At 62.2% G+C, this 23,635-nt stretch carries 18 protein-coding genes; 7 read left to right on the top strand and 11 right to left on the bottom strand.

All coding sequences use genetic code 11. From position 1 onward, the window contains the following. Positions 1 to 54: 54 nt before the first annotated feature. A complete protein-coding gene (locus tag M2337_RS07455) occupies positions 55 to 2,457 on the bottom strand; it encodes a TonB-dependent receptor (protein WP_264569709.1) in 2,403 nt (800 codons plus the stop codon). Positions 2,458 to 2,641: 184 nt separating this feature from the next. On the opposite strand from M2337_RS07455, the gene M2337_RS07450 reads away from it, so the two are divergent. Next, positions 2,642 to 3,754 (top strand): amidohydrolase family protein, encoded by a 1,113-nt coding sequence (locus M2337_RS07450; protein WP_264569708.1) that lies wholly within the window; start codon positions 2,642 to 2,644, stop codon positions 3,752 to 3,754. Between the two features lie 45 nt (positions 3,755 to 3,799). Here M2337_RS07450 and M2337_RS07445 read toward each other — a convergent pair whose 3' ends face one another. The 3 genes from M2337_RS07445 to M2337_RS07435 all read right to left on the bottom strand — a co-directional run bounded on the left by M2337_RS07445 (position 3,800) and on the right by M2337_RS07435 (position 7,225). Then, a complete protein-coding gene (locus M2337_RS07445; RefSeq protein ID WP_264569707.1) occupies positions 3,800 to 4,582 on the bottom strand; it encodes an IclR family transcriptional regulator in 783 nt (260 codons plus the stop codon). 95 nt (positions 4,583 to 4,677) lie between these two features. Then, complete coding sequence (locus M2337_RS07440) at positions 4,678 to 5,829, bottom strand: FAD-dependent oxidoreductase (protein WP_264569706.1); 1,152 nt, start codon at positions 5,827 to 5,829, stop codon at positions 4,678 to 4,680. A 4-nt stretch (positions 5,830 to 5,833) separates the two neighbouring features. After that, a complete protein-coding gene (locus tag M2337_RS07435) occupies positions 5,834 to 7,225 on the bottom strand; it encodes an FAD-dependent oxidoreductase (protein WP_264569705.1) in 1,392 nt (463 codons plus the stop codon). 104 nt (positions 7,226 to 7,329) lie between these two features. Here M2337_RS07435 and M2337_RS07430 point away from each other — a divergent pair, with 104 nt between their 5' ends. Then, positions 7,330 to 8,823 (top strand): FAD-dependent oxidoreductase, encoded by a 1,494-nt coding sequence (locus M2337_RS07430; RefSeq protein WP_264569704.1) that lies wholly within the window; start codon positions 7,330 to 7,332, stop codon positions 8,821 to 8,823. 79 nt (positions 8,824 to 8,902) lie between these two features. On the opposite strand, the gene M2337_RS07425 is transcribed toward M2337_RS07430, so the two are convergent. The 3 genes from M2337_RS07425 to M2337_RS07415 form a co-directional block, all read right to left on the bottom strand. Further along, positions 8,903 to 9,736: a p-hydroxycinnamoyl CoA hydratase/lyase gene (locus M2337_RS07425; protein ID WP_264569703.1), complete on the bottom strand. Its 834-nt coding sequence runs from the start codon at positions 9,734 to 9,736 to the stop codon at positions 8,903 to 8,905. After that, positions 9,726 to 10,196 carry a MarR family winged helix-turn-helix transcriptional regulator gene (locus M2337_RS07420; protein WP_264569702.1) on the bottom strand — a complete coding sequence of 157 codons (471 nt, stop codon included), beginning with the start codon at positions 10,194 to 10,196 and terminating at the stop codon, positions 9,726 to 9,728. The genes M2337_RS07425 and M2337_RS07420 overlap by 11 nt, the downstream gene beginning before the upstream one ends. Positions 10,197 to 10,375: 179 nt before the next feature. Then, the gene (locus M2337_RS07415) at positions 10,376 to 11,485 is read right to left on the bottom strand and encodes a 5-methyltetrahydropteroyltriglutamate--homocysteine S-methyltransferase (RefSeq protein ID WP_264569701.1); all 1,110 of its coding nucleotides are present in this window, start codon (positions 11,483 to 11,485) and stop codon (positions 10,376 to 10,378) included. A 152-nt stretch (positions 11,486 to 11,637) separates the two neighbouring features. On the opposite strand from M2337_RS07415, the gene M2337_RS07410 reads away from it, so the two are divergent. Further along, positions 11,638 to 13,389 carry a thiamine pyrophosphate-requiring protein gene (locus tag M2337_RS07410; RefSeq protein WP_264569700.1) on the top strand — a complete coding sequence of 584 codons (1,752 nt, stop codon included), beginning with the start codon at positions 11,638 to 11,640 and terminating at the stop codon, positions 13,387 to 13,389. Between the two features lie 368 nt (positions 13,390 to 13,757). Continuing rightward, positions 13,758 to 15,176 (top strand): reverse transcriptase domain-containing protein, encoded by a 1,419-nt coding sequence (locus M2337_RS07405; protein WP_264569699.1) that lies wholly within the window; start codon positions 13,758 to 13,760, stop codon positions 15,174 to 15,176. Between the two features lie 61 nt (positions 15,177 to 15,237). Here M2337_RS07405 and M2337_RS07400 read toward each other — a convergent pair whose 3' ends face one another. From M2337_RS07400 to M2337_RS07390, 3 genes are all read right to left on the bottom strand, one after another. Beyond that, entirely contained in the window at positions 15,238 to 15,483 is a 246-nt protein-coding gene (locus M2337_RS07400; RefSeq protein ID WP_264569698.1) for a toxin-antitoxin system HicB family antitoxin, read from the bottom strand. Between the two features lie 225 nt (positions 15,484 to 15,708). Continuing rightward, positions 15,709 to 17,199 (bottom strand): aldehyde dehydrogenase family protein, encoded by a 1,491-nt coding sequence (locus M2337_RS07395; RefSeq protein ID WP_264569697.1) that lies wholly within the window; start codon positions 17,197 to 17,199, stop codon positions 15,709 to 15,711. 83 nt (positions 17,200 to 17,282) lie between these two features. Next, positions 17,283 to 17,903, bottom strand: a complete 621-nt coding sequence (locus tag M2337_RS07390) for a MarR family winged helix-turn-helix transcriptional regulator (protein WP_181558965.1) — start codon at positions 17,901 to 17,903, stop codon at positions 17,283 to 17,285. 189 nt (positions 17,904 to 18,092) lie between these two features. Between M2337_RS07390 and M2337_RS07385 the strand changes: the two genes are divergently transcribed. From M2337_RS07385 to M2337_RS07375, 3 genes are all read left to right on the top strand, one after another. Further along, positions 18,093 to 19,367 carry an aromatic ring-hydroxylating dioxygenase subunit alpha gene (locus M2337_RS07385; protein WP_264569696.1) on the top strand — a complete coding sequence of 425 codons (1,275 nt, stop codon included), beginning with the start codon at positions 18,093 to 18,095 and terminating at the stop codon, positions 19,365 to 19,367. A gap of 416 nt (positions 19,368 to 19,783) precedes the next feature. After that, positions 19,784 to 20,902 carry a sensor domain-containing diguanylate cyclase gene (locus M2337_RS07380; protein ID WP_264569695.1) on the top strand — a complete coding sequence of 373 codons (1,119 nt, stop codon included), beginning with the start codon at positions 19,784 to 19,786 and terminating at the stop codon, positions 20,900 to 20,902. Between the two features lie 10 nt (positions 20,903 to 20,912). Then, positions 20,913 to 21,137: a hypothetical protein gene (locus tag M2337_RS07375; RefSeq protein WP_264569694.1), complete on the top strand. Its 225-nt coding sequence runs from the start codon at positions 20,913 to 20,915 to the stop codon at positions 21,135 to 21,137. A 431-nt stretch (positions 21,138 to 21,568) separates the two neighbouring features. On the opposite strand, the gene M2337_RS07370 is transcribed toward M2337_RS07375, so the two are convergent. Beyond that, positions 21,569 to 23,365 (bottom strand): hypothetical protein, encoded by a 1,797-nt coding sequence (locus tag M2337_RS07370; RefSeq protein ID WP_264569693.1) that lies wholly within the window; start codon positions 23,363 to 23,365, stop codon positions 21,569 to 21,571. Positions 23,366 to 23,635 lie beyond the last annotated feature (270 nt).

Below are 23,635 nucleotides of genomic sequence, written 5' to 3'. Positions count from 1 at the left end.
CTCGAAGCTCCTCTTCCAAGACCCCGGCGCAAGACCGGCCGGCGTCATCATCTATCAGAAATTGCGCTTGATGGTGACAGCCCATTCCCGCGGACGCGCCGGGCGCCCCTGGATGGACTGGGTCGATCCGCGATTGTCGAACAGGCCGTCATAATAGAGCCGATCAGTCAGGTTGGTGACTTCCAGCGACAGCTGCCAATCCTCGGCCACATCGCGATAAGTGAGGCGCGCATTCACGATCGTGCGCCCTTCCACCTGGTTGAACGGCGCGCGGTTGATCGCCGTCGAGAAATAGGGGCTCTGCGAATTCACGTCGATGCGCGGGGTTAGGGAGCCGGCATCACCCAGCTCGATCTTGTACTGCCCGCCGACGCTCCAGCGCCATTCCTGCACGAAGGGCGCGTCCATATCGAGCGTGATGCCAGCGCTCTGGCCGATGGCGGAAATCGACTTGTAGTCGAAGTCCAGATAGCCGAGCGAGGCATCGATCAGCAGGCCGCGAACCGGGCGCAGCGTCGCCTCGACCTCGAAGCCCTTCACATCCGCCTTGCCGGCGTTGAGCGGCAATGCGCAGGGCGCGGCCGGCACGGTTGGACAGGTCGAGACGCTGACGAGAATGTCGTTATACTTGTTGAGGAAGCCGGAGACGTTCAGGCGTAGCAGCCGGTCGAACAGGTCGCTCTTGAAGCCAACCTCATAGGCGGTCAGCGTCTCGGGATCGTGCGTCAGCGCCTGCGCCGGGAAGAACGGCCGCGGATTGGCGCCGCCGCTCTTGAAGCCCGTCGCGATCTGCGCATAGGTCATGAAGTCGGGCGTCCAGCGGTACTGGACGACACCGCGATAATCGAGACGATCGCCCTTGAACGTCCGCACCAGCCCATCGAGCGGGGCAAGCGACGGCGGCGCATTGCCGCCATAGATGTTCCCCGGATTGCCCTTGCGCGCATATTGGAAGCTCTTGGTAATGTCCGTGTAGCGCAGGCCACCGATCAATGTGAGCTTCTCGGTCAGATTGAGTTCGGCATTGGCGAAGGCCGCAATGGTCTGGGATTCGACATGGTCGTTCTGCCGGAATTCCAGCGTGGGAAGCTGAACGCGCGACCCGCCGTCGCTGGTGCCCTCGAAATAATAGCCGCCCACCGTATAGTTCAGCAGCGTACCGATCGCACCGCTGGCGCGCAGTTCCTGGCTGAACTGGTTGTGGTTCACGTCATTGGCCGTCAGCGCAATGTTGATCGGCGAGGACTCGGCCGATGTGAACACCGAATTGTAGCTGCGATAGGCCGTGATCGAGGTGATACTTAGATCGCCGACATCGATGGTGATGTTGCCTGAGAGGCCCCAGGTGTCGAGCGAGTTACGCGCTGGCGCCGCATAAGGCGCCGTGCCATCACGCGGGGCATAGTTGAGATAATTCTCATAGCTCACGAACGGGCTGGTCGTGAACGTATCCTGCGCGAAATTGCCGTAAGGCGAATAGCTGATGAACGGCGAGCCGGTGGCCGTACCATAGCGGACGCCGTCAATGACATAAGGGGCGGTCGCGCTCGACCCCGGCCCCGTCAGCGTGCCGACATAGAGCAGCGTGGAGGGCGCGGACTCGCTGTCGTCGCGGGTGATGTCGCCGATGATCGAAATGTCGATCGCGTCATTGGGCGTCCAGCGCAGCGTGCCGCGACCGGCGACATAGGACTTGCCGCCCTCCGTGCCGAGCTTGCAATTATCGGAAATCGCGAAGGTCCGCACCGGCGAGGTCGGGTGAGTGCAGCGATAATCATAGCGCGTGACGTAGCCGTCCTTCTTCACGCCAGCGCCGGAGACGCGCAGGAAAAGCTGATCGGGCACGACCGTCAGGTTCAGGCCGCCGCGCACCTCGGTGCGGTTGAAGCTACCGTAGGTTGCCTGGACATAGCCGCCGCCCGAGCCATCCGGCTTCTTGGAATAGAGCTTGATCGCGCCGCCGATGGAATTTTGCCCGGCAAGCGTGCCCTGCGGCCCGCGCAGGATTTCCACCCGGTCGAGGTCCAGCAGATCGAGCATCGAGCCCTGCAGCGTCGAGTAATAGACGTCATCGACATAGAGGCCGACGCCCGGCTCCAGCGCGAACGTCGAATCCGATTGGCCGACGCCACGAATGAACGCTTGGATCGACGGGCCGTAGGTGGCCGGCGCTTCGGCGAGATTGACGTTGGGTGCCTGTGCGGCAACCTGAGCGATGCTCGTTTGGCTGCGCGCTTCCAGCATGTCGCCAGAGACGGCGGTGATGGCCAGCGGCGCATCCTGCAGACGCTGCGAGCGGAACTGCGCGGTCACCACGATGTCATCGGCATCGGCCTTCTCGGGAGCGCTTTGCTGGGGAGCGGGGGCATCCTGCGCCATGGCGGGTGTCGCCAGGGTTGCGGCGCCCAGCGCCAGTGCGCTCGCGGCCTGCAACAAAAGATCTGCCTTCTTCATCATCGCTCTCCTCCAATGTCAGAACGCCCGTGCCTCGGGCTGTTATGGGGCGGGACCATGGCGACGCTAGGCGTGCATGTCAAATTTATTCCATATTGCAGAAGTCTTGTTCCGTATTTTGGAACTTATGGGTTGACTTGTAGCCGCACCACCGTAGCTTCCGCCCAAGAAAAATGAGGAGGGATGAATGGCAGAGTTCGATCGACGGCAGCTTCTGGCGGGCGGACTTGCCGCTGGCGGCGCCATGAGCGCAATGACCGGCACCGCAGCGGCGCGCACGATGCGGCCGCCCCCAGCCGCCGCACCCGCGCGACGGATTGCCGTGGAGGAAGCTTGGACGATTGCCGAGCATCAGGACGCGCTGGCCGACCTTGCCACCGGAACATGGCCCAATCTGGACGCGCAGCTGATTAACCCGCTTGGTTCTCGCGGACCGGACCGCCTCACTCGCCGCCTGCGCGACGTGACGGAGCGGCTCGCGGAAATGGACCGCCTCGGTGTCGACATGCAGATCCTTTCGCTCACCTCGCCGGGCGTGCAGATGTTCCGCGCCGATCAGGCCGTCGCCATGGCCGAGCTTGCCAATGATCGCCTAGCCGAAGTGGTCCGCGCCCACCCGAAGCGCTTCGCCGGCCTTGCGTCCTTCGCGCCGCAAGACCCGGCCCGGGCTGCCCAGGAAATGGAGCGCGCCGTCAATAAGCTGGGTTTCAGCGGCTTCATCGTGAACTCGCACACCAATAACGAGTATCTGGACGATCCCAAGTTCATGCCGATCCTGGAGGCCGCCGCCGCGCTCGACCGGCCGATCTACATCCATCCCCGCTGCCCGTCAGACGGCATGGCGGAGCCGTTCCGCGATCATCGCCTGCAATCGGCGATCTGGGGCTATGCTGCCGAAACCGGCACCCATGCCATGCGGCTGATCCTCAGCGGTGTGTTCGACAAGCTGCCCAACCTCAAGATCGTGATTGGCCATATGGGTGAAAACATCCCGTTCCACCTGTGGCGCACAGATCATTGGTTCGAGCGCCGGCGCGATGCCTATGGCAGCAAGCTCAAGCCCTCCGAGGTGATGAAGCGCAACGTGTACATCACCACCAGCGGCGTGGAGCATGGCCCGGCCTTGCGCTACGCGATCGACGTACTGGGCGTAGACCGCGTGCTTTGGGCGATCGACTATCCCTATGAGGAGATGGAGCCCTCCGTCACCTTCATCAACCACGCGCCGCTGGACGGAGAAGAACGCGAGGCGGTCTGCCATCGCAATGCCGCGCAGGTCTTCCACCTCCCGCCAGCCTGATCCCGCCTAACCTGACGATCCGCCTTGGCACCGCCAGGGCGGGCGTCAGGCCTCGGCGGAGGCGTGGCCGAAGGTAGCGCTGAGCGTGCGCGCTGCCGCCATGACGTCGCTCGCCATGCGCTCGCGGTCCATCGTGCCGAAGCGCTTGGCCGGCATCGTGAGGCCGATCGACCCAATCACCGCATTGCCGCTGCGGAAGACAGCCGCCGCGATGCCCGCGACATCGGCCTCCTGACTGTAGAAGATTGCGCAGCCCCGCTCACGAATAGCGGCCAGTTCCTCCACCAGCACCTCGGGCGGAGGCGTTGGGGCGCCGGTCAAAGGCCCCACCGGGCTCTGCGCGAGCGCCGCCGCCAGATCCTCCGACTCCAGATGGGCGAGAATGGCGCGGCCTAGCGAACCCCAGGTCAGCGAAAGATCAGTATAGGGCTCCAGCACATGACGCAGCGTGTGCGGCGTGAGGATTCGTTCCGAGACGATGGCGCGGTGATGGGGGGCATCATAGGTGCAGAATACCGCCGTCTCCTGCCAACCCGCCCACAGAGTGCGGAGGAACGGGCGCACCGCCGCGACATAATGGCTGCGGCTCAAGATGTTGGCGGACAGCCTGAACAGTTCACGCCCGGCCCGATAGGATGTGCCGTCGCCCCGCTCCACCAACCCGCCGCGGATCAGCATCTGCAACAGCCGATGCACGCTGCTGGCCGGCATTCCCGTGCCGGCGGCGAGATCCTTGAGCGCGCAATCGCCGTCGCTTTCGCCGATCAGTTTGAGCAGCGCAATCATGCGGGCGCCAGAGCCGCGATCGGTGTTGGTCGATGAATCCATGAAAAAGAAGACGCTCCGCCCCAAACCCCGCGCTGCCGGGGGAGCGTCTTCTACGAAATCTTCAGCGCTGACGCCATTGCCGAGTTCTGCCGCGATCAGGCAGCAGACCGCGCTGCCAGATGCGCGAGCGCAAGCGCGCCCGCCCGCTCGCCGAGCTGTAACGATCCGCCCGTGCCCAACGTGGCCCAGGCGCGCGGATCGGCAGAGACAGCCCGCCCGGTGACGAACAGCCCGCTCAACTCGCGGGGGCGCAGTGCCGCATCGATGAGCGCACTATCGCTCTTCAGTGGCGCATCCTCAACGCCGAGCACATGTGCGCCCACGACATGGCGAAGGCGCGCGGCCTGCATGGCACCCGCGACGTCGATCAGAAAGCTCGCTTCGAGTCCAGGCAGGGTCCGCAGGAGCGGCAGGATCTCGCGGATCAATGTCCGCGCCCGCGCCTCCTGCGCGCCCAGTTGCGCGACGCTGGTCGCCCCATCAACCTGCATGGATGGCCCGCGCACATAGGCCACGCCCCTGCCCCGACCCGCTGACGTTATCCCATAGAGCACGAGTCGGTCCGGCTGATCGGGCGACAGCACGCCCCGCGCCTTCGCCTCGGCGAGGCGGGCAGGCCATGTCGCTTGTCCGTCCAGCACCGCATCGAACGCGACGCCGCCAATCCGGTAATTCATGGCGATACTGGCGGGCTCGTCCAGCCCGCGCATTGCAGCGCCCGCCCGCATCGCCAGTTCGCCATCGCCGGTGGCGTCGATGACCACGCCGGCCGGCACAGCGAAGCGCCCGGACTTGTTTTCGACCATCGCGCCCCGCACGACGCCCTTTTCCACAATGGGATCGGCCGCCCAGCTGGAGAGCAGCAGTTGCACCCCCGCCTCCTGCGCGAGATCGAGCAGCGCATATTTGAGCGCCTCGGCATCATGAACCAGACCATCGCCGAGAAGGTCCGGCCCGGCTTCGCCGCTTCGCTCCAGCTGGCTGACCAACTCGGTCCCGATGCCCTGTGCTGCGGGCGCGAGGGCGATATCGAAGGACAAGGGGCCATTGCCGCCCAGTACGACGTTGCGCTCCACCAACAGCGTGCGCGCCCCGCCCCTCGCCGCCGCCACAGCTGCCGCTACGCCGGACAATCCGCCGCCGCACACCAGCACGTCGACCGCGCGATAAACCGGGGTTCGGCGGCCCGGCAGCATGATCTCACCGCGCGTTGCGCCCGCTGTGCGTTCCATGATCGTCGTGCTCATCCGCTTAATCCCGCACCATATTGTGGATCTTGGCCTTGCCGATGTCGATCGCGCCATCGGCCAGGTTCTGGCCCTGCGCGATCAGCAGCGCCTGCAATTCGTCGATGGCGACCTCGCGCAGCGTCACCCCGTCCCGGCAAGCCAGCGCCGCCGCCGTCCCCGCCGCCTGACCGAAGGCCATGCAGTCAGGGATCTGCCGACAGCGCGAATGGGCCTCATAGCTCATCGACACGGTCTTGCCGGCAACCAGAAGATTCTCGATGCCCTGCGGCATCAGGCAGCCTAAGGGCACGCCGAACACCGACGTGACCATCTTGGCGTTAGCCAGCCGCTCGCGAAAGGCCGCCGTCGTTTCGCTGCCATCCGAGGGGTGACGCACGAAGCCAAGCGTGTCAGGCAGGCGGTGGTAACGCTTGAAGATGTCATCCGCGTGGAAGAGGCCTTCCAATATGTCGTCGCGCGTGAGCGTGTAGTCGCCCAATATCCGCCGGGAATCGCGCACCCCGATCATCGGCGCTGCCTTGATGAGATAGGCCTCCTCGAATCCCGGCACAGTGCGCAGGAACGGCATGAACGCGCGCACGCCCTGCCGGGCCCGGACCTCCGCATCCGTCAGCTCGTCGGCATCATAAGGGTCGCGATGCAGCACACGGACGCCGTAGATATAGCCCATCTGCCCCGCCCGTGTGGAAGGCGCGATGCCGAAGTTGGAGAAGTTGTCGAGATAGACGTCGTCCAGCAGAACGCCTGCAGCCTTGGCTGCCTTCACCATCTCGGTGCGGCCCTTGCGATCCTGACTGTGGCGATAATCCACCCCGCCGATCTGGAAGAGCATGACCATCGGCTGCGGGTGATTATACTCCTGCATCGGCGCTCCGGCCCGAGCCGCGACATCGGCATCGCCGGTCGCGTCAATCACCACGTCGGCCAGCACGGCCTGCCGCCCGCCCTTGTTCTCAATGACAACGCCGCGCACAGCGCCATCCTCGACGATCGCATCGGTGACCCAGGTCTGCGGCAGCACACGCACGCCGGCTTCCTCCACCAGTTCGGCGAGGACAAATTTGAGGATTTCGGGGTCGAACGGCACGGCGAAATGCCCGTCCTCCAGGTCCGGATCGGCGCCGCCATTGGCGCGTAGCCGCTCGATCACCTCTTTCATGATCCCGCCGGTGAAGAAGGCTTGATGATATTCCGTGACGAACGAGCGCGGCCCGGTGCCGCCCAAGGTTGTATCCCGCTCAATCATCAGCACGTCCGCGCCGTTGCGCGCGGCGGCGACAGCCGCAGCGACGCCGCCAGCGCCTCCTCCGCACACGAGCACCGCGGCCCGATCAACCACCGGCACCGCTTGCGGCTGCTCCTCGATCCACTCCTGCTCGTCCACGGCTATCATGCGTCACCCCTTGCTGTCGCCGAACGGAACTATATAACTATAATATTCTTTGCAAGCGGCATCGCGGCTTGCGGCTCAAACCATATGACTATATTATTTTTTGCATGGAGAAGAGATTCGGGGCTCCCACCGCACGGGAAACCATCACCGAGGCCGCACGGGAGATCCCGGTGGCACGGCGCACGCAGGTTCTGGTCGTCGGTGCCGGCGCAGGGGGATACCCAGCGGCGATCCGCGCCGCACGCAATGGGGCCGAAGTGCTGCTGATCGAGCGCAACGCCGTTGTCGGCGGCACCGGACCCATGTCGTTCGTCACTGAATTCCTAAGTTGCGAGAATATCAGCGGCATTTTGCGCGAGATGCAGCAGCGCCTCGCCGCGCATGATGCTGCGGCAGAGACCTTCCTGCCGGAATATTTCAACCTCGCCTACGATCCCGAAATGCTCAAGCTGGTGGTGCTCGACATGCTGGTGGAAGCCGGCGTCGATCTCCTGCTCAACACCAATGTCGTCGACGTGATCCGTGAGGGGGATGCGCTCAAGGGCGTCATCATCGAGAACAAATCCGGCCGGCAGGCCATTATCGCTGACGTCATCATCGATGCCAGCGGCGATGCCGATGTCGCCGCGCGTGCCGGCGTCGCCATGCATCCGCGCGAGGACCCACAACCCATGATGATGTTGTGCCGAATGGGCGGCGTCGACTGGGAGCGGATGCAGGCTCACGCCCGCGCGAACCCGGACGATTTCTCCAAGCTGTGGGGTACGCCCGCCAATTCACTCGATGGTGCCCAATATGTCCACCTGACCGGCTGGAAGTCGCTGGTGGCCCAGGGTAAGGAAGAAGGCGCCCTGCCTGGCACATTCGGCCATCATATCTCGATCTTTGGTGCTACACCGGCCAATCTGCGCCATGGCATCGGCTATCTCTATGCCGTGCAGGTGCTCAATCGGGATCCCACCGATGCCGCCGATCTTACTGGTGCGGAGGTCGAAGGTCGCCGCCGGGCGCGCGATTTCCTGCCGTTCGTCAAGCGCATTCCCGGCATGGAGGACGCCTTCCTGATCGATATGGCGCCGCAAATCGGTGTGCGGGACAGCCGCCGGATCATCGGCGATTACACGCTCACCCGCGACGACATCTTCGACGGCGCCACCTTTGCCGATGAGATCGCGCTCAAGGTCTATCGCGGCCCGAATGTGAAAGGCTGGGTGCGCCACAAGCCCGATGGCAGCGAGGGCGGCAAGGGCCATGACCTCACCGAGATGCCGATCTCGGTGGTCGTGCTGGGCCTGCCTTATCGCTGCCTGCTCCCGCAGGGCATCGAGAATCTGCTGGTGGCGGGCAAGACCGTTTCATTCGACAATGAGGCCCATCAGCGCGTGCGGTTGATGCCCGAATGCATCGCCATGGGCGAGGCCGCGGGTGTGGCCGCCGCCGTGGCAGTGCGCGACGGCGTTTCGCCGCGTCTGGTCGATACGGATGCTGTGCGCGCCCTGCTGAGCGAAGGCGGCATGAATCTGGACCGGAGCAAGGTCCGGGTGCAGCAAGTGCGGGAAACCCTCGCTAGCCGGGGCTTGAACGTCCTGATGGATTGAGACCGGCGCCCTCCCCGCGCCCCTTGCCCAAGGCGGGGACGCGGAGCAGGTGAGGTTCGGCGCTTGAACGCGAGGCCGCTCACTCCTCGCGGCGATACCCGCCCAAGCCGGGCTTGAAGGACTTTTCGTCCAGAAACTGCGTCATGCCCTTGCGGCGCCCACGCTCGGTATCCTGGCCCGCCGCCGTCGCAGCCATCGCGCCGAGCATCGCCTCGGACGTGTCCCAATCCAGCCGCTCGACATATTTGAACGCGGACTTGGCGTGGCGCAGGATGGTCGGGTTCTTGGAGAGTAGCTTGCGCGCCAACGCCTCGGTCTCCGCCCGTAGATCGGTCAGCGGCACGGAGCGGTTGACCAGCCCCATTTCCGCCGCCTTGCGCCCGTCGAACGGATCGCCGGTCATGATATAATAAAGGCTGTCGCGGTGGTTCATCACCTGCGCCACGGCGCGCGTGACGTTGCCCGCCGGGATGATCCCCCAGTTGATCTCGGACAGGCCGAAAGTGGCCTCGTCGGCGGCAATCGCCAGGTCGCAGGCGACCAGCGGCGTGAATGCCCCGCCGAAGCACCAGCCGTTGACCATCGCAATGGTGGCCTTGGGATAATGCGTCAGGCGCCGCCACATCCAATCCGTCGCGGCGCGGCGAAAGCGGGCCTGTACAATGGCGGATTCGCCCTCGGTCTCCCGGAAATATTCCTTGAGGTCCATGCCGGCAGAGAAGGCCTCTCCCTCGCCGGTCAGCACGACGACACCGACATCGTCGCGCACCTCCAACTCATCGAGCACCTGCCACATCTCACGATTGATCGTGGGATTCATCGCATTGCGCTTGGCCGGGCGGTTGAGGGACACCCATGCGATGCCGTCATCCAGCGTGACCTTCACGGCCTCATAGGTGTTTTCACTTGTCATCGATGGATTGTCCTTTCGCTTCCATGGACACGACCAGGCGGGTGAGCAGATCGAGCAATGTCTTGCGTTCTTGCTCCGCTAGCCCGGCCGTGAGTTGCTCTTCCAGCCGTCGCGCATCGGCGTTGACGGCTTCGAACCGCGCCTGTCCCTCGGGTGTCAGGCTGATGAGCGAGATCCGGCGGTTGAGTTCGCTGGTCTCGCTGGTGATGAGGTTCTTCTCGCGCAATTGGGCGAGTTGCTGGGTGGCGGCCTGCGGCGTGACCCGCTGCACCCGCGCCAGCTCCGCCGCAGAACAGGGGGCGAGGCGTTTGAGGAAAGAGAGGATCGTGAAATCGCTGGTCGTCAGCCCGTGCGCGCGCACCACCTCGTCCAGCTCCAGCTTGCCGGCGGTGTAGCCGCGCTTGAGCAGATAGAGTAGCCGCCGCGGCCTTCCCTCATCGGATCGCGACTGCGCGCTCATGCTCCCCCTCTCCCGCTGACCTACAGTCGGGCAAATTGACAATCTACTTTATATAAAGCTTCTTGATAATTATCCCGCTGACTGTCAACCGGCTTCGCCTTCGCCGCACCGCATGCGAAAGGGCGGCACCTGCCGATGCCGCCCCTCAGAAATCATATGCTGTAGTGAGCGTGGCGGCCTCAGCCCCAGACATCCTCCGCCACGCGCACGACCAGCTCCAGCTTGGCCTTTTCGTGCTCGATATCCATCATGTTGCCGCCGATGCCGCTGGAGAAGCCGCATTGCGGGGACAGAGCGAGCTGACTGATATCGGCATATTTCGCCGCATCCTCGATCCTTCGCTTAAGCTCGTCAGGGCTCTCCATGGTGCCGCGCTTGGTGGTGACCAGGCCCAGCACCACCGTCTTGCCCTTGGGCAGGAAGCGCAGCGGCTCGAAGCCGCCGGCGCGGTCGGAATCATATTCCAGGAAATAGCCGTCGATGTTCATCTCGTTAAACATGACTTCGGCAACCGGATCATAGCCACCCTCGGCAACCCAGCGGCCGGCGAAATTGCCCCGGCAGACGTGCATGCAGACGGCCATATCATCGGGCTTGGCGGCAATCGCCGCGTTGATGAGCTTGGCGTAGACGTGCGGCAGTTCGTCCGGATCTTCCCCGATGCTGGTCGGCACCTGCGCGCGCAGGGTGGGATCGCAGAGATAGGCGAAGTTGGTCTCGTCGATCTGCAGATAGCGGCAGCCGGCGTCGATCAGATCGCCGATCTCCTCGGCGTAGACCGCCGCGAGGTCCGCGTAGAACTCCTCCATCGTGGGATAAGCCTCAGCGTCGATCGCATCGCGCCCGCCGCGGAAGTGCATGATCGAGGGCGAGGGAATGGTGATCTTGGGCGTTTCCTTCGTCACCGTCTTGAGGAACTTGAAGTCCTCGACGAAGATCGGCTTGGGGCGGCTGAGCTTGCCGGTGATGCGCACCGTATGCGGCTTGCTCTCGACCGTGCCCTGCTCGTTGCGGAAGGTGGTGCGGTGGCTGGACTGCCAGGGTTCGACATTGGCGAAGCGGAGCAGGAAATCGGTGTGCCAGCTGCCGCGATTATACTCGCCGTCTGTGATTGACTTGAGGCCGACGCCTTCCTGCAGCGCCACGACCTCGCGGATGGCGTCCTGCTGGATGATCAGCAGCTCGTCGGCGCTGAGCTCGCCGGCGGCCTTCTTGTTCCGGGCTTCGATGAGATAGTCCGGGCGGATGAGGCTGCCCACATGGTCGGCTCGGAACGGCGCTGGCTTCATGCAAAACTCTCCCTTGGGCAACAACAGAATGCGGGTTTGATGATCGTCATTTGAGACAATCCCTGCCCCCCGCCAATAGCACGATTCCTTGCAGCAGCCACAATTTTCGTTATCAATGACAACAAAATAAGCTGCCACAGATAGGAGATTTCATGGTCAGTCCGGCGCAACCTGTTTCTGCCCCTGCGGAGACGGCGGATATCGACGCCCCCATGATCGAGGCTTCGGCGGGCGAGATCTTCCTGCGGCGGCTGGCGGCCAATGGCATCGAATATCTGTTCGCCAATGGCGGCACGGACTTTGCGCCGGTGATCGAGGGCTTTGCCCATGCGCAGGTGGCGGACTTCAAGGTGCCCACGCCCATCCTCATCCCGCACGAGACCGCCGCGCTCGGCATGGCGCATGGTTATTATCTGGCGACCGGACGCCCGCAGGCGGTGATGGTCCACACCAATGTGGGCCTGGCCAATTGCGTGATGGGCGTGCTCAACGCGGCGTCCGACCAGGTGCCGATGATCCTCGCCAGCGGCATCACCCCGCATACGGAGCACGGGCCGCTCGGCCACCGCAATTCGCCGATCAACTGGGGCCAGAACATGCGCGACCAGACCGCGATGGTGCGCGAGCCGGTGAAGTGGGACGCCACCCTCTCCCGCCCCGAGCAGATCGCCCCGCTGGTCGACCGCGCGGTGGCCATCGCCACCTCCAGCCCGCGCGGCCCGGTGTATCTCGGCCTGCCGCGCGAGGCGCTGTGCGAGGTGACGACCTATCGCGACAGCAAGCCGCGCAATGCCCCCGCCCGCGCCGCGCCGCATCCGGAGGATCTGGCGGAAGCCGCGCGGCTGCTCGATGCCGCCGAGCGCCCGCTGATCGTCGCCTTCCGGACGGGTGCGCGGGGTGGCGGGTTCGACGCGCTCACCGCCTTTGCGGAGCGCCACGCGATCCCCGTGGTCGAGTTCTGGCCCTCGCAACTCTCCATCGACGGCGCCTCGCCCATGCATGGCGGGTTCGACCCCGGCGAGGACCTGGCGGCGGCGGACGTGGTGCTGGTGCTCGATGCCATCGTGCCCTGGCTGCCGCACCGCCACGGCTTTGCCGAGCAGGCGACGGTGATCCAGGCCGGGGCCGATCCGCACCAGCTGGAAGTGCCCCTGCGCGGCTTTGCCACCGATCTGGCACTGACCGGCGAATCCGCCCACATCATCGCCGCGCTGGACGAGGCGATGCAGGCCATGACGCCCCCTCCGACATTGGCGCGGGACCGCTCCGCCCGCTTCGCCCGGCTGGCCGAGCGCCACGCCGCGCGGCGCGCGCAGCTGGACAGCGCGGTGCGCGCCGGGCCGCCCATGTCCGCCGCCTTCGTCACCCGCGCGGTGGTGGAGTTGATCGGCGCGGAGGGCTGCATCGTCAGCGAGCTGGGCGCCAAGCCGGAATTCGTCACCGGGCTGCGCGGCGACCAGTTCTTCCAGAACCCGATTTCCGGCGGGCTCGGCTGGGGGCTCCCCGCCGCGCTGGGCGTGCAGCTGGCGGACCGCGACCGGCTGGTCGTCGCGACGGTGGGCGATGGCAGCTACATGTTCGCCAATCCGGTCGCCTGCCACCAGATTGCCGAGGCGCACGGCCTGCCGCTGCTCACCATCGTCTATAATAACGGCATCTGGGGCGCGGTGCGCGGATCGACCCTGGGCATCTACCCCCAAGGCCACGCGGCGCGTGCCAATGTGATGCCGATCACATCGCTCGAGCCGCTGCCCGACTTCTGCAAGATCGCCGAAGCCTCACGCGCCTGGACCGCGCGGGTGGCCGACCCGGCCGCGCTGGCCGACACGCTGCGCGAGGCGGCGCGGGTGATCCGGGAGGAGAAGCGGCAGGTGTTGATGGAGGTGAAGGTGGGGCGGGCTTGAGGTAACAGTCCCATATCGCGACGCCCGCAGGTCCTGAAAACGTTATTTCTATGTTTACTACAATTGGACAAAATGCTACTTAAGATACATCCCAACCGTTAATTCGCGCGGGAGTAGATAGTTTATACCGTCAACAGAAATTTTCAGAATAGTTAGGTTCATAGTAACCTCGCTGATGAAGATGGAAGCGGGATCGGACCAGACGAAAGTCTGAACGACCTCAACGACAGTATAGTACAATTCGTTCGAATAGGTCCCCACAGAGTGCCATGAACGCTCGTCAGATAATAGTGCTGGGGGAAGAACGCTCCTATTAAGGAAATTCCGCAAGGGACGCGGATGTTCTTCCCCCCTCTCGTGGAGTAGATGTGGTCGACTGGTCTCCGACACTCAAGCATTATCCACACTTCGATAAACCGATACGACCACGCGATATCGAAAAGTTGGTGCGCAACCCCGAAGCAGTTGCTCGCAACAGCTTCTATCCGTTCATGCGGTTCGAAGAAAAGTGGCAGCCCTTCCGTGATAAACAAGGCGGCAAGCCTGACAAGAAGGTTCGGCCGCTGCGGTTCGCGAGCAGGCGTGACGCCTATATCTATTCTTATTACAGACACATTCTCAGGTGCCCATATGAAGCGGCCCTAGCGGATCGCGGCCTTTCCGATAATGTTATCGCTTATCGAAAGCTTACCAGTCCGGAAGGTAAGGGGAAGTCGAACATCGACTTCGCGCTCGACGCCTTCAAAGTAATCCGAGATTTCGAGGACGCTGCTGTAGTAACACTTGATATCAGTAAGTTTTTCGAGAGTATTGATCACGAAATTTTGAAGGAAAAGTGGTGCAGCTTGCTGGGATGCAGCGAACTTCCTCCCGATCATCGCGCAGTCTTTCGCGCTATCACCCAATATGCGATCGTCGATCGCGATGCCGCCTACGAACGCTTAGGATATCTAACGTGGCAGCAAAAAGGTTCTGGAAAAGTCCCCGTTTATAATATCGGGTTTAAAGACATGCCTCGGCAGCTGTGCACCAACGAAGAGTTTAGAGAGAAAATATGCGGAAAGGGCGGTAAATTCACGAGTCTGATTGAGACTAACAAAAATGACTTCGGAATCCCCCAGGGTTCGCCCATTTCTGATATGCTAGCAAACATATACCTGATAGACTTCGACAGCATCGTGAAAGACTATGTTCAATCTATGAAAGGAGTCTTTTACCGATATTCTGATGACATTATTATAATTGTTCCAGGGGGCGAACCCGAAGCCTTCGCTGCCAGGGATTTCGTAATGACGGAAATAAAAAATCACGGACCGCAAATTGTCATTAAGGCAAGTAAAACTTCCGTGCTTAGATATTTCCCGGGTCCCGGTGGACAGGGGTTTGTCAAACTTCACGGCGAACAAGGCAGAAACGGATTAGAATATCTCGGCTTTCGGTACGACGGAAAGGCAGCATATCTGCGAGACGCTACTTTATCACGGCTGTACAGAAAGGTAACAAAGTCGATCCGAGCAGAGGCACGTGCCTTAGTGCGGCGGTATCCCGGCAAAGATCAAACTTACATTGAACAGCGATTCAACGCCGCTAGCTTCATGCAACGATACGGCCGGGTCGCTGATTTCGATCCGCATGGCAGCTATGACACTTGGACATTTTGGACATACGCAAAGCGCGCCATGGATGCCTTCGGCCCTCTCGGAAAACCAATTGGTGGCCAGTTGAGGAATTATGAGAAAATTGTCCGTACGAGGATGGGACATGAGATCAGAAAGGCGCTTGGGTAGCTTTTAGCAACTGAGGAATTTGTCCAAAATTTTTGTCTTTTATGCTTGTTCCTACCCCAACTCAGATTTTGTCCTGACTTGGCGCCCGCTCCCGCTTTGCCTTATGGAGCAAGGGCAGCATGCCCTCTGGCCGAGCCTTACCGGCGCGGCACTTGAGGAAACCGGATGCCGCCTCGACCACGCCAATCTTCTGGGCGATCGCAACGGAAATCCAATGGTTGAGCGACACACCGTCTTCCTTGGCAAGGCGCTCGGCGGCGGCTCTCACCGAGGCGGGCAGTCTGAGCGGATAAGATGCCTTGCTCATAATCTCCTTCCCTCGCCAGATTCGCGGGCCGCAACTTCGGCAGGAAGATTACCCCGCCACCCGCAAAATGACGCAGCTTTTAGGGGAAGTCGAGACAGAACGGCGCTTTGTCGGAAGTGTCTCGACTTCGCTCGACATGAGCGGGAGGCGATGTCAGGCGCTGTGGTGTCTCGACTTCGCTCGACACGAACGGGGACGGGTTCCGGCGCGGGGGCTTTAGCCCCCTCACCCCGCCGGCCGGCTCACCACCTGCAGTTCCTGATAGGCCCGTATCCCCAGCACGCCATGCTCGCGGCCGTAGCCGGAGTCCTTCATGCCGCCGAAGGGCACGTCTGACTCGTTGAGGCCGTGGCGGTTGATCCAGACGGTGCCGGCCATCAGTTGCCCGGCGACGGCGCGGGCGCGGGTTTCGTCCGTGCTCCAGACGGAGGCGCCGAGGCCGAAGCGGGTGGCGTTGGCGCGTTGTACGGCTTCATCCTCGCTGGTGAAGCTGAGCACGGGCATGACCGGGCCGAACTGCTCCTCGCAGACCAGGGGCACGCTCTCATCCAGCCCGGCGATGATGGTCGGCTCGATGAAATATCCCCCCTCGCCGTGCGCGCCGCCCTGCGCCCCCCCGCTAGCGCTCCCGCCCGTCAACAGCTGCGCGCCGGGACGGGCGACGGCGTCTTCCAGATAGGCCTTCACCTTCTCATATTGCGGCAGGTTCTGGATGGGCCCCATGTCCATGCCGGGCTCGCTGCCGGGGCCGACCTTGAGCGCGCGGACCTTCTCGACCAGCTTTTCCAGAAAGGCATCGCGCACGGGCTCGGCCACATAGACGCGCTTGATGGCCATGCAGATCTGCCCGCAATTGTAGAAGCCGCTGCGGGCGATGCCGGCGGCGGCCTTGTCCAGATCCGCATCGGCCAGCACCAGCGTCGCATCATTGCCGCCCAGCTCCAGCGTGATGCGCTTGAGCGTGGCGGCAGCGCTGGCCATCACCTTCTTGCCGGTGGCGACCGAGCCGGTGAAGCTGATCTTGTCGATCCCCTCATGCGCGGTCATCCAGGCGCCCAGATCATTGCCGCCGGCGAGGACGTTCATCACGCCGGCGGGCAGCACATCGGCCGCGAGCGCACCCACCGCCAGCGTGGTGAGCGGCGTGTAGGGCGAGGGCTTCAGGATCAGCGTGTTGCCGGTGTAGAGCGCCTGCGCGACCTTGTGCATGGCGAGCGCGATGGGGAAGTTCCACGGCGCGATGGCGCCGACGACGCCCAGGGGATGGTAGCGCAGCTCCACCTTGCCGCGCGCATCATCGCGCAGCACCTCATCGCCGATCTCCAGCGCGGCGAGTTGCTTCATGTGATGCGCGGCGACGGTCAGCTCCATGCGCGCCTGCTCGATGGGCTTGCCATGCTCGCGGGTGAGCAAGGGGGCGAGGCGATCGGCCGCGGCGGCGATGCTGTCGGCCAGGGCGTGGATGCGCGCGCGGCGATGCTCCGGCGTGCGCGCGGCCCAGGCCGGGAAGGCGGCGCGGGCGGCGGCGACGGCGGCATCGAGATCGGCCTGCGAGGCCTCCGGGCAGAGCGCGAAGGGGCGGCCGGTGGCGGGATCGATCACCGCGAAGCTGCGCCCCCCGTCCTCGAAAGCGCCCTGCACGAGCCTGCCGCCAATGAGATGCGCGTCCGCGCCCGCCACGCTCGCCGGCCGCTCCAGCACTGTTCCCTCGCCCATCCATCATCTCCTGACTCGTTTGCGCAGGAGCATGGATATTGTTGTTTGAATCTACAACCCCGAAATCGTGCCGCGCGAAACGCTCAGGGGTTTTCGGCGAGGTAGCGGCCGAGCATGTCGTGCAGCTTCTGGGCGAAGGCGCGGTCCAGCATCATGGCGCCGTCGCTGCGGGTCTCCGGCGCGGGGGCGCTCTCGATGCGGGGCACCTTGCCCAGCGCATCGACATCCTCCACCACCCCGCTCACGCGCTTGAGCTGCTGATCCAGCTGGCCGAGAAACGCCAGAAAATCATCGCTCTGCTTGCGGGTGAAGGGCATCTGCAGCACCTCGTTGAGGCGCAGCGCGAGGGCATAGGTCTGCTCGTGCACGGTCTTGCCATGATCGGTGAGCTGGAGCAGCACCGAGCGGCTGTCCGACGGATTGGCCTGCTTCTCGATAATCCCGCGCTCGACCAGCGAGGAGACGACGCGGCTGGCATAGCTCTTCTCCAGATGCGCATCCGCCGCGACCTGCTTGAAGGAGACCGAACCGTAACTGGCGGTGATGCCGATCACGCGGCATTCCGGCAGCGAGAGCCCCAGGTGGCGGCGATAATATTCCTCGGAAATCCCTTCGGAAAAGCGCGCCACCATATGGAGGCGGAAGGTCATCAGGTTGCGGAAGCTCGGCCGATCCACCGATGCGCCGGCCTTCTTTCTGGCCACAGAACAGGTCCCCCTTGGTTTCGAACGGACCGGTATAAGGGATGCCGCTGCCCGCGCACAACAAAAAGGCCCGGGCGGCAAACACGGGCTTGACGCACTTTGTTGTCTATGACAACGATTTGGCAAAGACGAAATGAGTCCGCGGGCGCCCCCACGGATTCCCGGCAGATGACCAAGGAGGGATGCGCCATGCTGGCTGCAGAACAGAATGAAAAGCTGGCCCGCGTCGGCCCCGGCACGCCGATGGGCGAGCTGCTGCGCCGCTACTGGCACCCCATCGCCGGCGAGAGCGAGTTCGAGACGCGCGCCACCAAGCCGGTGCGGATCATGGGCGAGAATCTGGTGCTCTACAAGGATCTCTCCGGCCAGTTCGGCCTGATGGACCGCCACTGCCCCCACCGCCGCGCCGACATGGCCTGCGGCATGGTCGAGCCGGATGGGCTGCGCTGCAGCTATCATGGCTGGATGTTCGACGCGCAGGGCGCCTGCACCGAGCAGCCCTTTGAGGACACTGCCAATCCGCAGGGGCGCTACAAGGACAAGGTGCGGATCAAGGCCTATCCGGTCCGCGCCCATGCCGGGCTGCTCTGGGCCTATATGGGCCCCCTCCCCGCGCCCGAGCTGCCGGACTGGGAGCCCTTCTCGTGGAAGAACGGCTTCCGCCAGATCGTCATCTCCGAGCTGCCCTGCAACTGGCTGCAGGGGCAGGAAAACTCGATGGACCCGATCCACTTCGAGTGGATGCACGCCAATTGGAGCAAGCGCCTGCGCGGCGAGACCGGCCCCTATGGCCCCAAGCACCTCAAGATCGACTTCCGCGAATATGATTATGGCTTCACCTACAACCGCATCCGCGAGGACACGGACGAGACCAACCCGCTGTGGACCATCGGCCGCGCGTGCCTGTGGCCCAATGCGATGTTCACCGGCGACCATTTCGAATTCCGCGTGCCCATCGACGATGAGACGATGATGAGCGTCGGCTGGTTCTTCACCCGCGTGCCGCGCGATGCCGAGCCCTATGTGCAGCAATCCATCCCGGTCTGGTTCGGCCCGATCAAGGACGAGCGCGGCGAGTGGATCACCAGCCATGTGATGAACCAGGATTTCGTCGCCTGGATCGGCCAGGGCACCATCTCGGACCGGACGCAGGAAAATCTCGGCCTCAGCGACAAGGGCATCGGCATGATGCGCCGCCAGTTCCTGCGCGACATGGAGAAGATCGGCCGCGGCGAAGACCCCAAGGCGATCATCCGCGACCCCGCGATCAACAAGGCGATTCCCTTGCCGACCATCCACCGCGACGCCGTGATGGAAGGCATGACCGCCGAGGAAATCGAAGCCGGCGGCGCGCTGCACCTCAAGCGCTTCATCTTCCAATATGGCCAGCCCGCGCATGTGCTGAAGCTGCAGCAGGAGGCGATGCGCATCAGCCAGGACAATAAGGGCTATGTCGACGCCTGAAGGCGGCGGACGACACGCGAGCGATCAGCCGACCTCTCTCGGCATCAGACTGGCCCGGCTGGCGTGATCTGGCCGGGCTTTTTGTTGGGGGATGCCGCATGGCTGCGAGGTTCGTCCGGTGCGCCCTGGGCTCCTGCCTGCGCAGGAGCACTGTGGGTATTGGGCGAGCGTGAAGCTTGGATCTCATCCTCCGTGCTCCTGCGCAGGCAGGAGCTCAGGGCGGCGATAAGCTGAGTAAGCCGAGCGCTCCGTCCGCCCGATACCCAACCGCGCCCTCCCCGTCCTGCCACGTCCGCGCCCTTGGCGCCCGTTGAACGGCTGATCTCAAAACGCGGTGGTCCGCTGCGATGAAATGCGCAGGCATCACGCATTGTTAACCCGATCTCGGACAGGAGAGCTTTAAGATCGGATGAATCATGAATCTGCTGGACATCGACACGCTGCAGCTCTGCAGCCTCGTGAATACGAGCGCTTTTGGCATCGTATTTCTGCTGCTTTGGCGTGGCCGAAAAGCGGATGATTATCTGCTGTTCTGGTCGGCAAGCGCGCTTCTCTACGGCGGTGTGATGATCGGCTTTGCCTTGTGGGGTGAGCGCGGCATGGGCGCTGCGTCGGTGCTGTTGATGATGCTCGCCTTCAGCAACACGGTCTCCGTCATGGGCGTTCGCCGGTTCGAGGGCCGGCCCGTGCTCGCGCCGTGGATGGCGCTGCCGGCGCTGGTCATCGGCGTTGCCCATCTTGGGCCGCTGTTGCTGATGGCCCAAGGCTGGCTCCCGGCAGACTCCCAAATCCCCCGGATCGCCGATGTCCTTGGCCTGACCGCAGCCATGGCGATCAATGGGACAGCCATGATCTCGGGCCCATTGCGCGGGCAGCGGATCGCAGGCGCAGGCCTGCTCGCCTACATCCCCATATTCCTGATTTCGCTGGTGGGCGATCTGGGCGTGCTCTCGGGCGATCACTCGCTGGGCAGCCTGCCGCTGCTCGCAGATCAGGCGTTGCTCGGCATCATCAATCTTGGTTTGCTGGTGCTGCCAATCGATCAGGCGCAGGACGCGCTGCGCGCCGCAGCGCTTCGCGATCCGCTGACCGGCGTGTGGAACAGGGCGGGCCTGGAGGTGCAGAAGCAGCGCCTGCTCGCGCCTGGCGCGGCCGTCGTCGCGATCGATGTCGATCATTTCAAGGCCGTCAACGATCTGCACGGGCATGAGGCAGGCGACGCCGTCTTGCGCGGCATTGCGCAGGAGGCAGGCCGGATCGCACAGGCTCAAGACGGCGCTCTCGCACGCATTGGTGGCGACGAATTCATCCTGCTGCTGCCGGCGAGTTGCGAAGGGCAACGCCTGATCGTCGAGGCGCTGATGAACCGATGCCGCGCCGCTGGCGCCGCACCGGGATCATGGAGTGTCAGCATAGGCTTCTCGCAGGTGACAGCGGCCGAAACAGCGTTCGAGCCTGCCGTCGTCCGGGCCGACAAGGCGCTGTATCACGCCAAGGCGGAGGGACGGGATCGCGTTGCAGGATTGGCGGCGTGATAGCCAGCGGGTGACTGATAGCACGGCACGGCTGACCCCACGCGACACATCATTGGGTGACGCCGTCCACCGCGACGCCGTGATGAAGGGGTCGACCGTCGAGGACATCGAAGCCGGCGGTGCGATGCACCTCAAGCGCTTCATCTTCCAATATGGCCAGCCCGCGCATGTGCTGAAGCTGCAGCAGGAGGCGATGCGCATCAGCCAGGACAATAAGGGCTATGTCGACGCCTGAAGGCGGCGGACGACGCGCACGCGATCAGCCGACCTCTCTCGGCATCAGACTGGCCCGGCTGGCGTGATCTGGCCGGGCTTTTGTTTGGGTGGGACATGTCCACGCTTCGACCGCTCGAAGGTGCCCTGAAGTCCGTCTTTTGTTGAGGTCGAGGCTGTGGCATCGTTCGATCCACCGACATTGGGACAAACTGTCGTTCCAATGCCATAGCTTGAACATCTGCTCTTGCCAGAAGCTGACGTTCAGTTCCTATTCGAACAGCGCCGTGTAAAGACCGAGGTGGACGGTCGGGCGGACCGACGACATTCAATGGCCGCTATGTCTCGCAGAAATCTCCCGTCGCTTAATGCCGTTCGCTTTTTAATCACACCGATAGATTACTCAAAAAACCCAGCCGCTTCGATCGAAATTCCGCATTGATACAGAAATGTTCAGCCGAACATTTCCTTTGGCCATAATAATGGTGGCCGCTTCCAAAACAATCCTGTGCAGACATCGTCACCATAAGCTCCTGCGCTACGCAAAACCCGTTTATAAGCCTCATACTCGAGGCGGAGATAATGGAATGTGTCACGATACAAATGGAATCCTTGGGGGCCGCAAGAAAGCTCATTTGTGATCTGGATCGTCTGATCTAAATAAAAGTGAGCACTGTCTATTACGGAGTGCACAGAACTGGGTAGTTCTCCCTTGTGAACAATTGCGTTCCTAGTCCGATAAATCCGACGAATTTGCCACTCTACCCGTTGCTCATGAGACTCTATGAGAGATAGCGCCTTTGTAGGTTCAGCTAGATTTCGGCGCAATCTATATAGGCGGTGCCTCAGGAGCTCATTCGTCCCCAAATCCTGAAATAGAGCATTGACCGCAGACTCATCGGCAGCGAGTAGCAGCCGAGCTAAATACTCTGCGAGAGACCTTTCCGGACCTGGGGCTGGCGCTTTCAGGTGCTGTAGGGCCGCCTTACGATCCCACGTGATTAGATCGGTGGCCGCTCCCGCCATGGTGCGTTCCAAGTAACGCAATCCCAAACAGGGAACGATTGCGTTTACGACACTGTCTATCTTAGTCTTACCCACCCGGCTAGGCGAAATCGTCTCAAGGCCGATCCACAGATTGATTATTTGGTTTTCCAAAGAAGAGGCCTCAAGACTCATCGCGTGAAATCCAGCGATGCTGTAGAAGCGACGCTTGTCTGCCCCTCGACTAAATGCGGAATTGCGAAGTAAATTGTCGAGGCGTCTAGCAGCCGCGCCGGGCCGGTCATCTGCAACATGCAACATGACCTTATCTGTATCGTCAACCAGGACTATTTCGCTTTCGCAGCACTGCTTGACCATAGCATGGCGACTGAGCTGGAAGTCCTGTTTATGGTGGTAAACACGAAACATGTTATGGATAAGGCCCACCTTTTCTCGAGCCGATTCCACCGCAGAATCTCGGTCAAAGCCCTTGAATCCGGCAACCCTGACAAAACGTTCCTTTTCCTTACGCTTCATGAAAGACTTGGCCGCCGGAGCCATCTTAAAGTCATCGTCCAACTCATCTTGTATCTGAATACGAAACGCTTCGAAATTCTCGTTCTTTAGCTCATCGACGAGAAGACTTGCTTTGAAAAACACGACAAACTCGTGCTGATATAAAAATATTAGCTTGAGGAACGGCGCGAGATCAGATATGGATCTTTTCTCAACTCCGACATCATCGTACCAGTACCGAACTGTTGTTCGGTATATATACCGTCTACTCATCCCTGCATTTTGAAGGGTTGCCACAAGTTCTGTTACGAGAAAGTCGATATCCATTTTTTTGTTCGAAGGCACTGTAGACAGTACCAACTCGAATGCTTTGGATATGTATGCCGGGGGAGAAAGTTCTTTAGTGAGAACCTGAAGAAGTGACCGGAGTGAAGACCGATCATTATTCGAGAGACCGTTTTGAACGTCTCGGCCTTGCGAAATCAAAGATTGACTGATGATGTTATCTTTTAAACGATCCGCCAGTTCTTTTACAATGTAAGCAGCGGCGCCAATCCCCTCATCGCCAGTTGCTTCGATTGCATCTAACTGATCTAAAGCTTCTTTGATTAAAACAGGGGGGTTTGCGGGTGGGGCTTTATAGCTGTCGAGTGAGTACTCGTAGGTCAACTCCTCTAAACGCTCCACAAAGTATACTAACCCAGCCTCTTGCGACGGATTTTTAAAATTCGCCTGTCCCCGAACTTGCATTCCATACTCCTGTCATTGCTGGAGAAGGGATAGCGCCTAGGAAAAGGTCACACGACTCAAAATTAACTTAGCAGTAAAGAGATGCTTGGTGTAAAAATGAACCTCGCCGGGTCTGCCGGGGCTAATAAGTTGAGGTCCGCGATAGAATTACCGTCAGCGAACGGCTCGCCTTCACCAGTAGCTTATATTCGCCCGGCATGTGGTCGGATGACCGCTTTCGGGATCGGAGCGACGGAAGTCCAACGTTTAGAGATACGACGCACAGCCGCC

Origin of the sequence: Sphingobium sp. B2D3A, from assembly GCF_025961795.1 — a bacterium.
In the GTDB taxonomy this organism is placed as follows: domain Bacteria; phylum Pseudomonadota; class Alphaproteobacteria; order Sphingomonadales; family Sphingomonadaceae; genus Sphingobium.
Note: the sequence above shows the minus strand (reverse complement) of the source record. Positions and strands in the feature narration are given on the sequence as shown.

Excerpts from the sequence above, each read along its gene's own strand:
- M2337_RS07455 (WP_264569709.1), bottom strand. The coding sequence starts at position 2,457 with ATGATGAAGAAGGCAGATCTTTTGTTGCAGGCCGCGAGCGCACTGGCG.
- M2337_RS07450 (WP_264569708.1), top strand. The coding sequence starts at position 2,642 with ATGGCAGAGTTCGATCGACGGCAGCTTCTGGCGGGCGGACTTGCCGCT.
- M2337_RS07445 (WP_264569707.1), bottom strand. The coding sequence starts at position 4,582 with ATGGATTCATCGACCAACACCGATCGCGGCTCTGGCGCCCGCATGATT.
- M2337_RS07440 (WP_264569706.1), bottom strand. The coding sequence starts at position 5,829 with ATGAGCACGACGATCATGGAACGCACAGCGGGCGCAACGCGCGGTGAG.
- M2337_RS07435 (WP_264569705.1), bottom strand. The coding sequence starts at position 7,225 with ATGATAGCCGTGGACGAGCAGGAGTGGATCGAGGAGCAGCCGCAAGCG.
- M2337_RS07430 (WP_264569704.1), top strand. The coding sequence starts at position 7,330 with ATGGAGAAGAGATTCGGGGCTCCCACCGCACGGGAAACCATCACCGAG.
- M2337_RS07425 (WP_264569703.1), bottom strand. The coding sequence starts at position 9,736 with ATGACAAGTGAAAACACCTATGAGGCCGTGAAGGTCACGCTGGATGAC.
- M2337_RS07420 (WP_264569702.1), bottom strand. The coding sequence starts at position 10,196 with ATGAGCGCGCAGTCGCGATCCGATGAGGGAAGGCCGCGGCGGCTACTC.
- M2337_RS07415 (WP_264569701.1), bottom strand. The coding sequence starts at position 11,485 with ATGAAGCCAGCGCCGTTCCGAGCCGACCATGTGGGCAGCCTCATCCGC.
- M2337_RS07410 (WP_264569700.1), top strand. The coding sequence starts at position 11,638 with ATGGTCAGTCCGGCGCAACCTGTTTCTGCCCCTGCGGAGACGGCGGAT.
- M2337_RS07400 (WP_264569698.1), bottom strand. The coding sequence starts at position 15,483 with ATGAGCAAGGCATCTTATCCGCTCAGACTGCCCGCCTCGGTGAGAGCC.
- M2337_RS07395 (WP_264569697.1), bottom strand. The coding sequence starts at position 17,199 with ATGGGCGAGGGAACAGTGCTGGAGCGGCCGGCGAGCGTGGCGGGCGCG.
- M2337_RS07385 (WP_264569696.1), top strand. The coding sequence starts at position 18,093 with ATGCTGGCTGCAGAACAGAATGAAAAGCTGGCCCGCGTCGGCCCCGGC.
- M2337_RS07380 (WP_264569695.1), top strand. The coding sequence starts at position 19,784 with ATGAATCTGCTGGACATCGACACGCTGCAGCTCTGCAGCCTCGTGAAT.
- M2337_RS07370 (WP_264569693.1), bottom strand. The coding sequence starts at position 23,365 with ATGCAAGTTCGGGGACAGGCGAATTTTAAAAATCCGTCGCAAGAGGCT.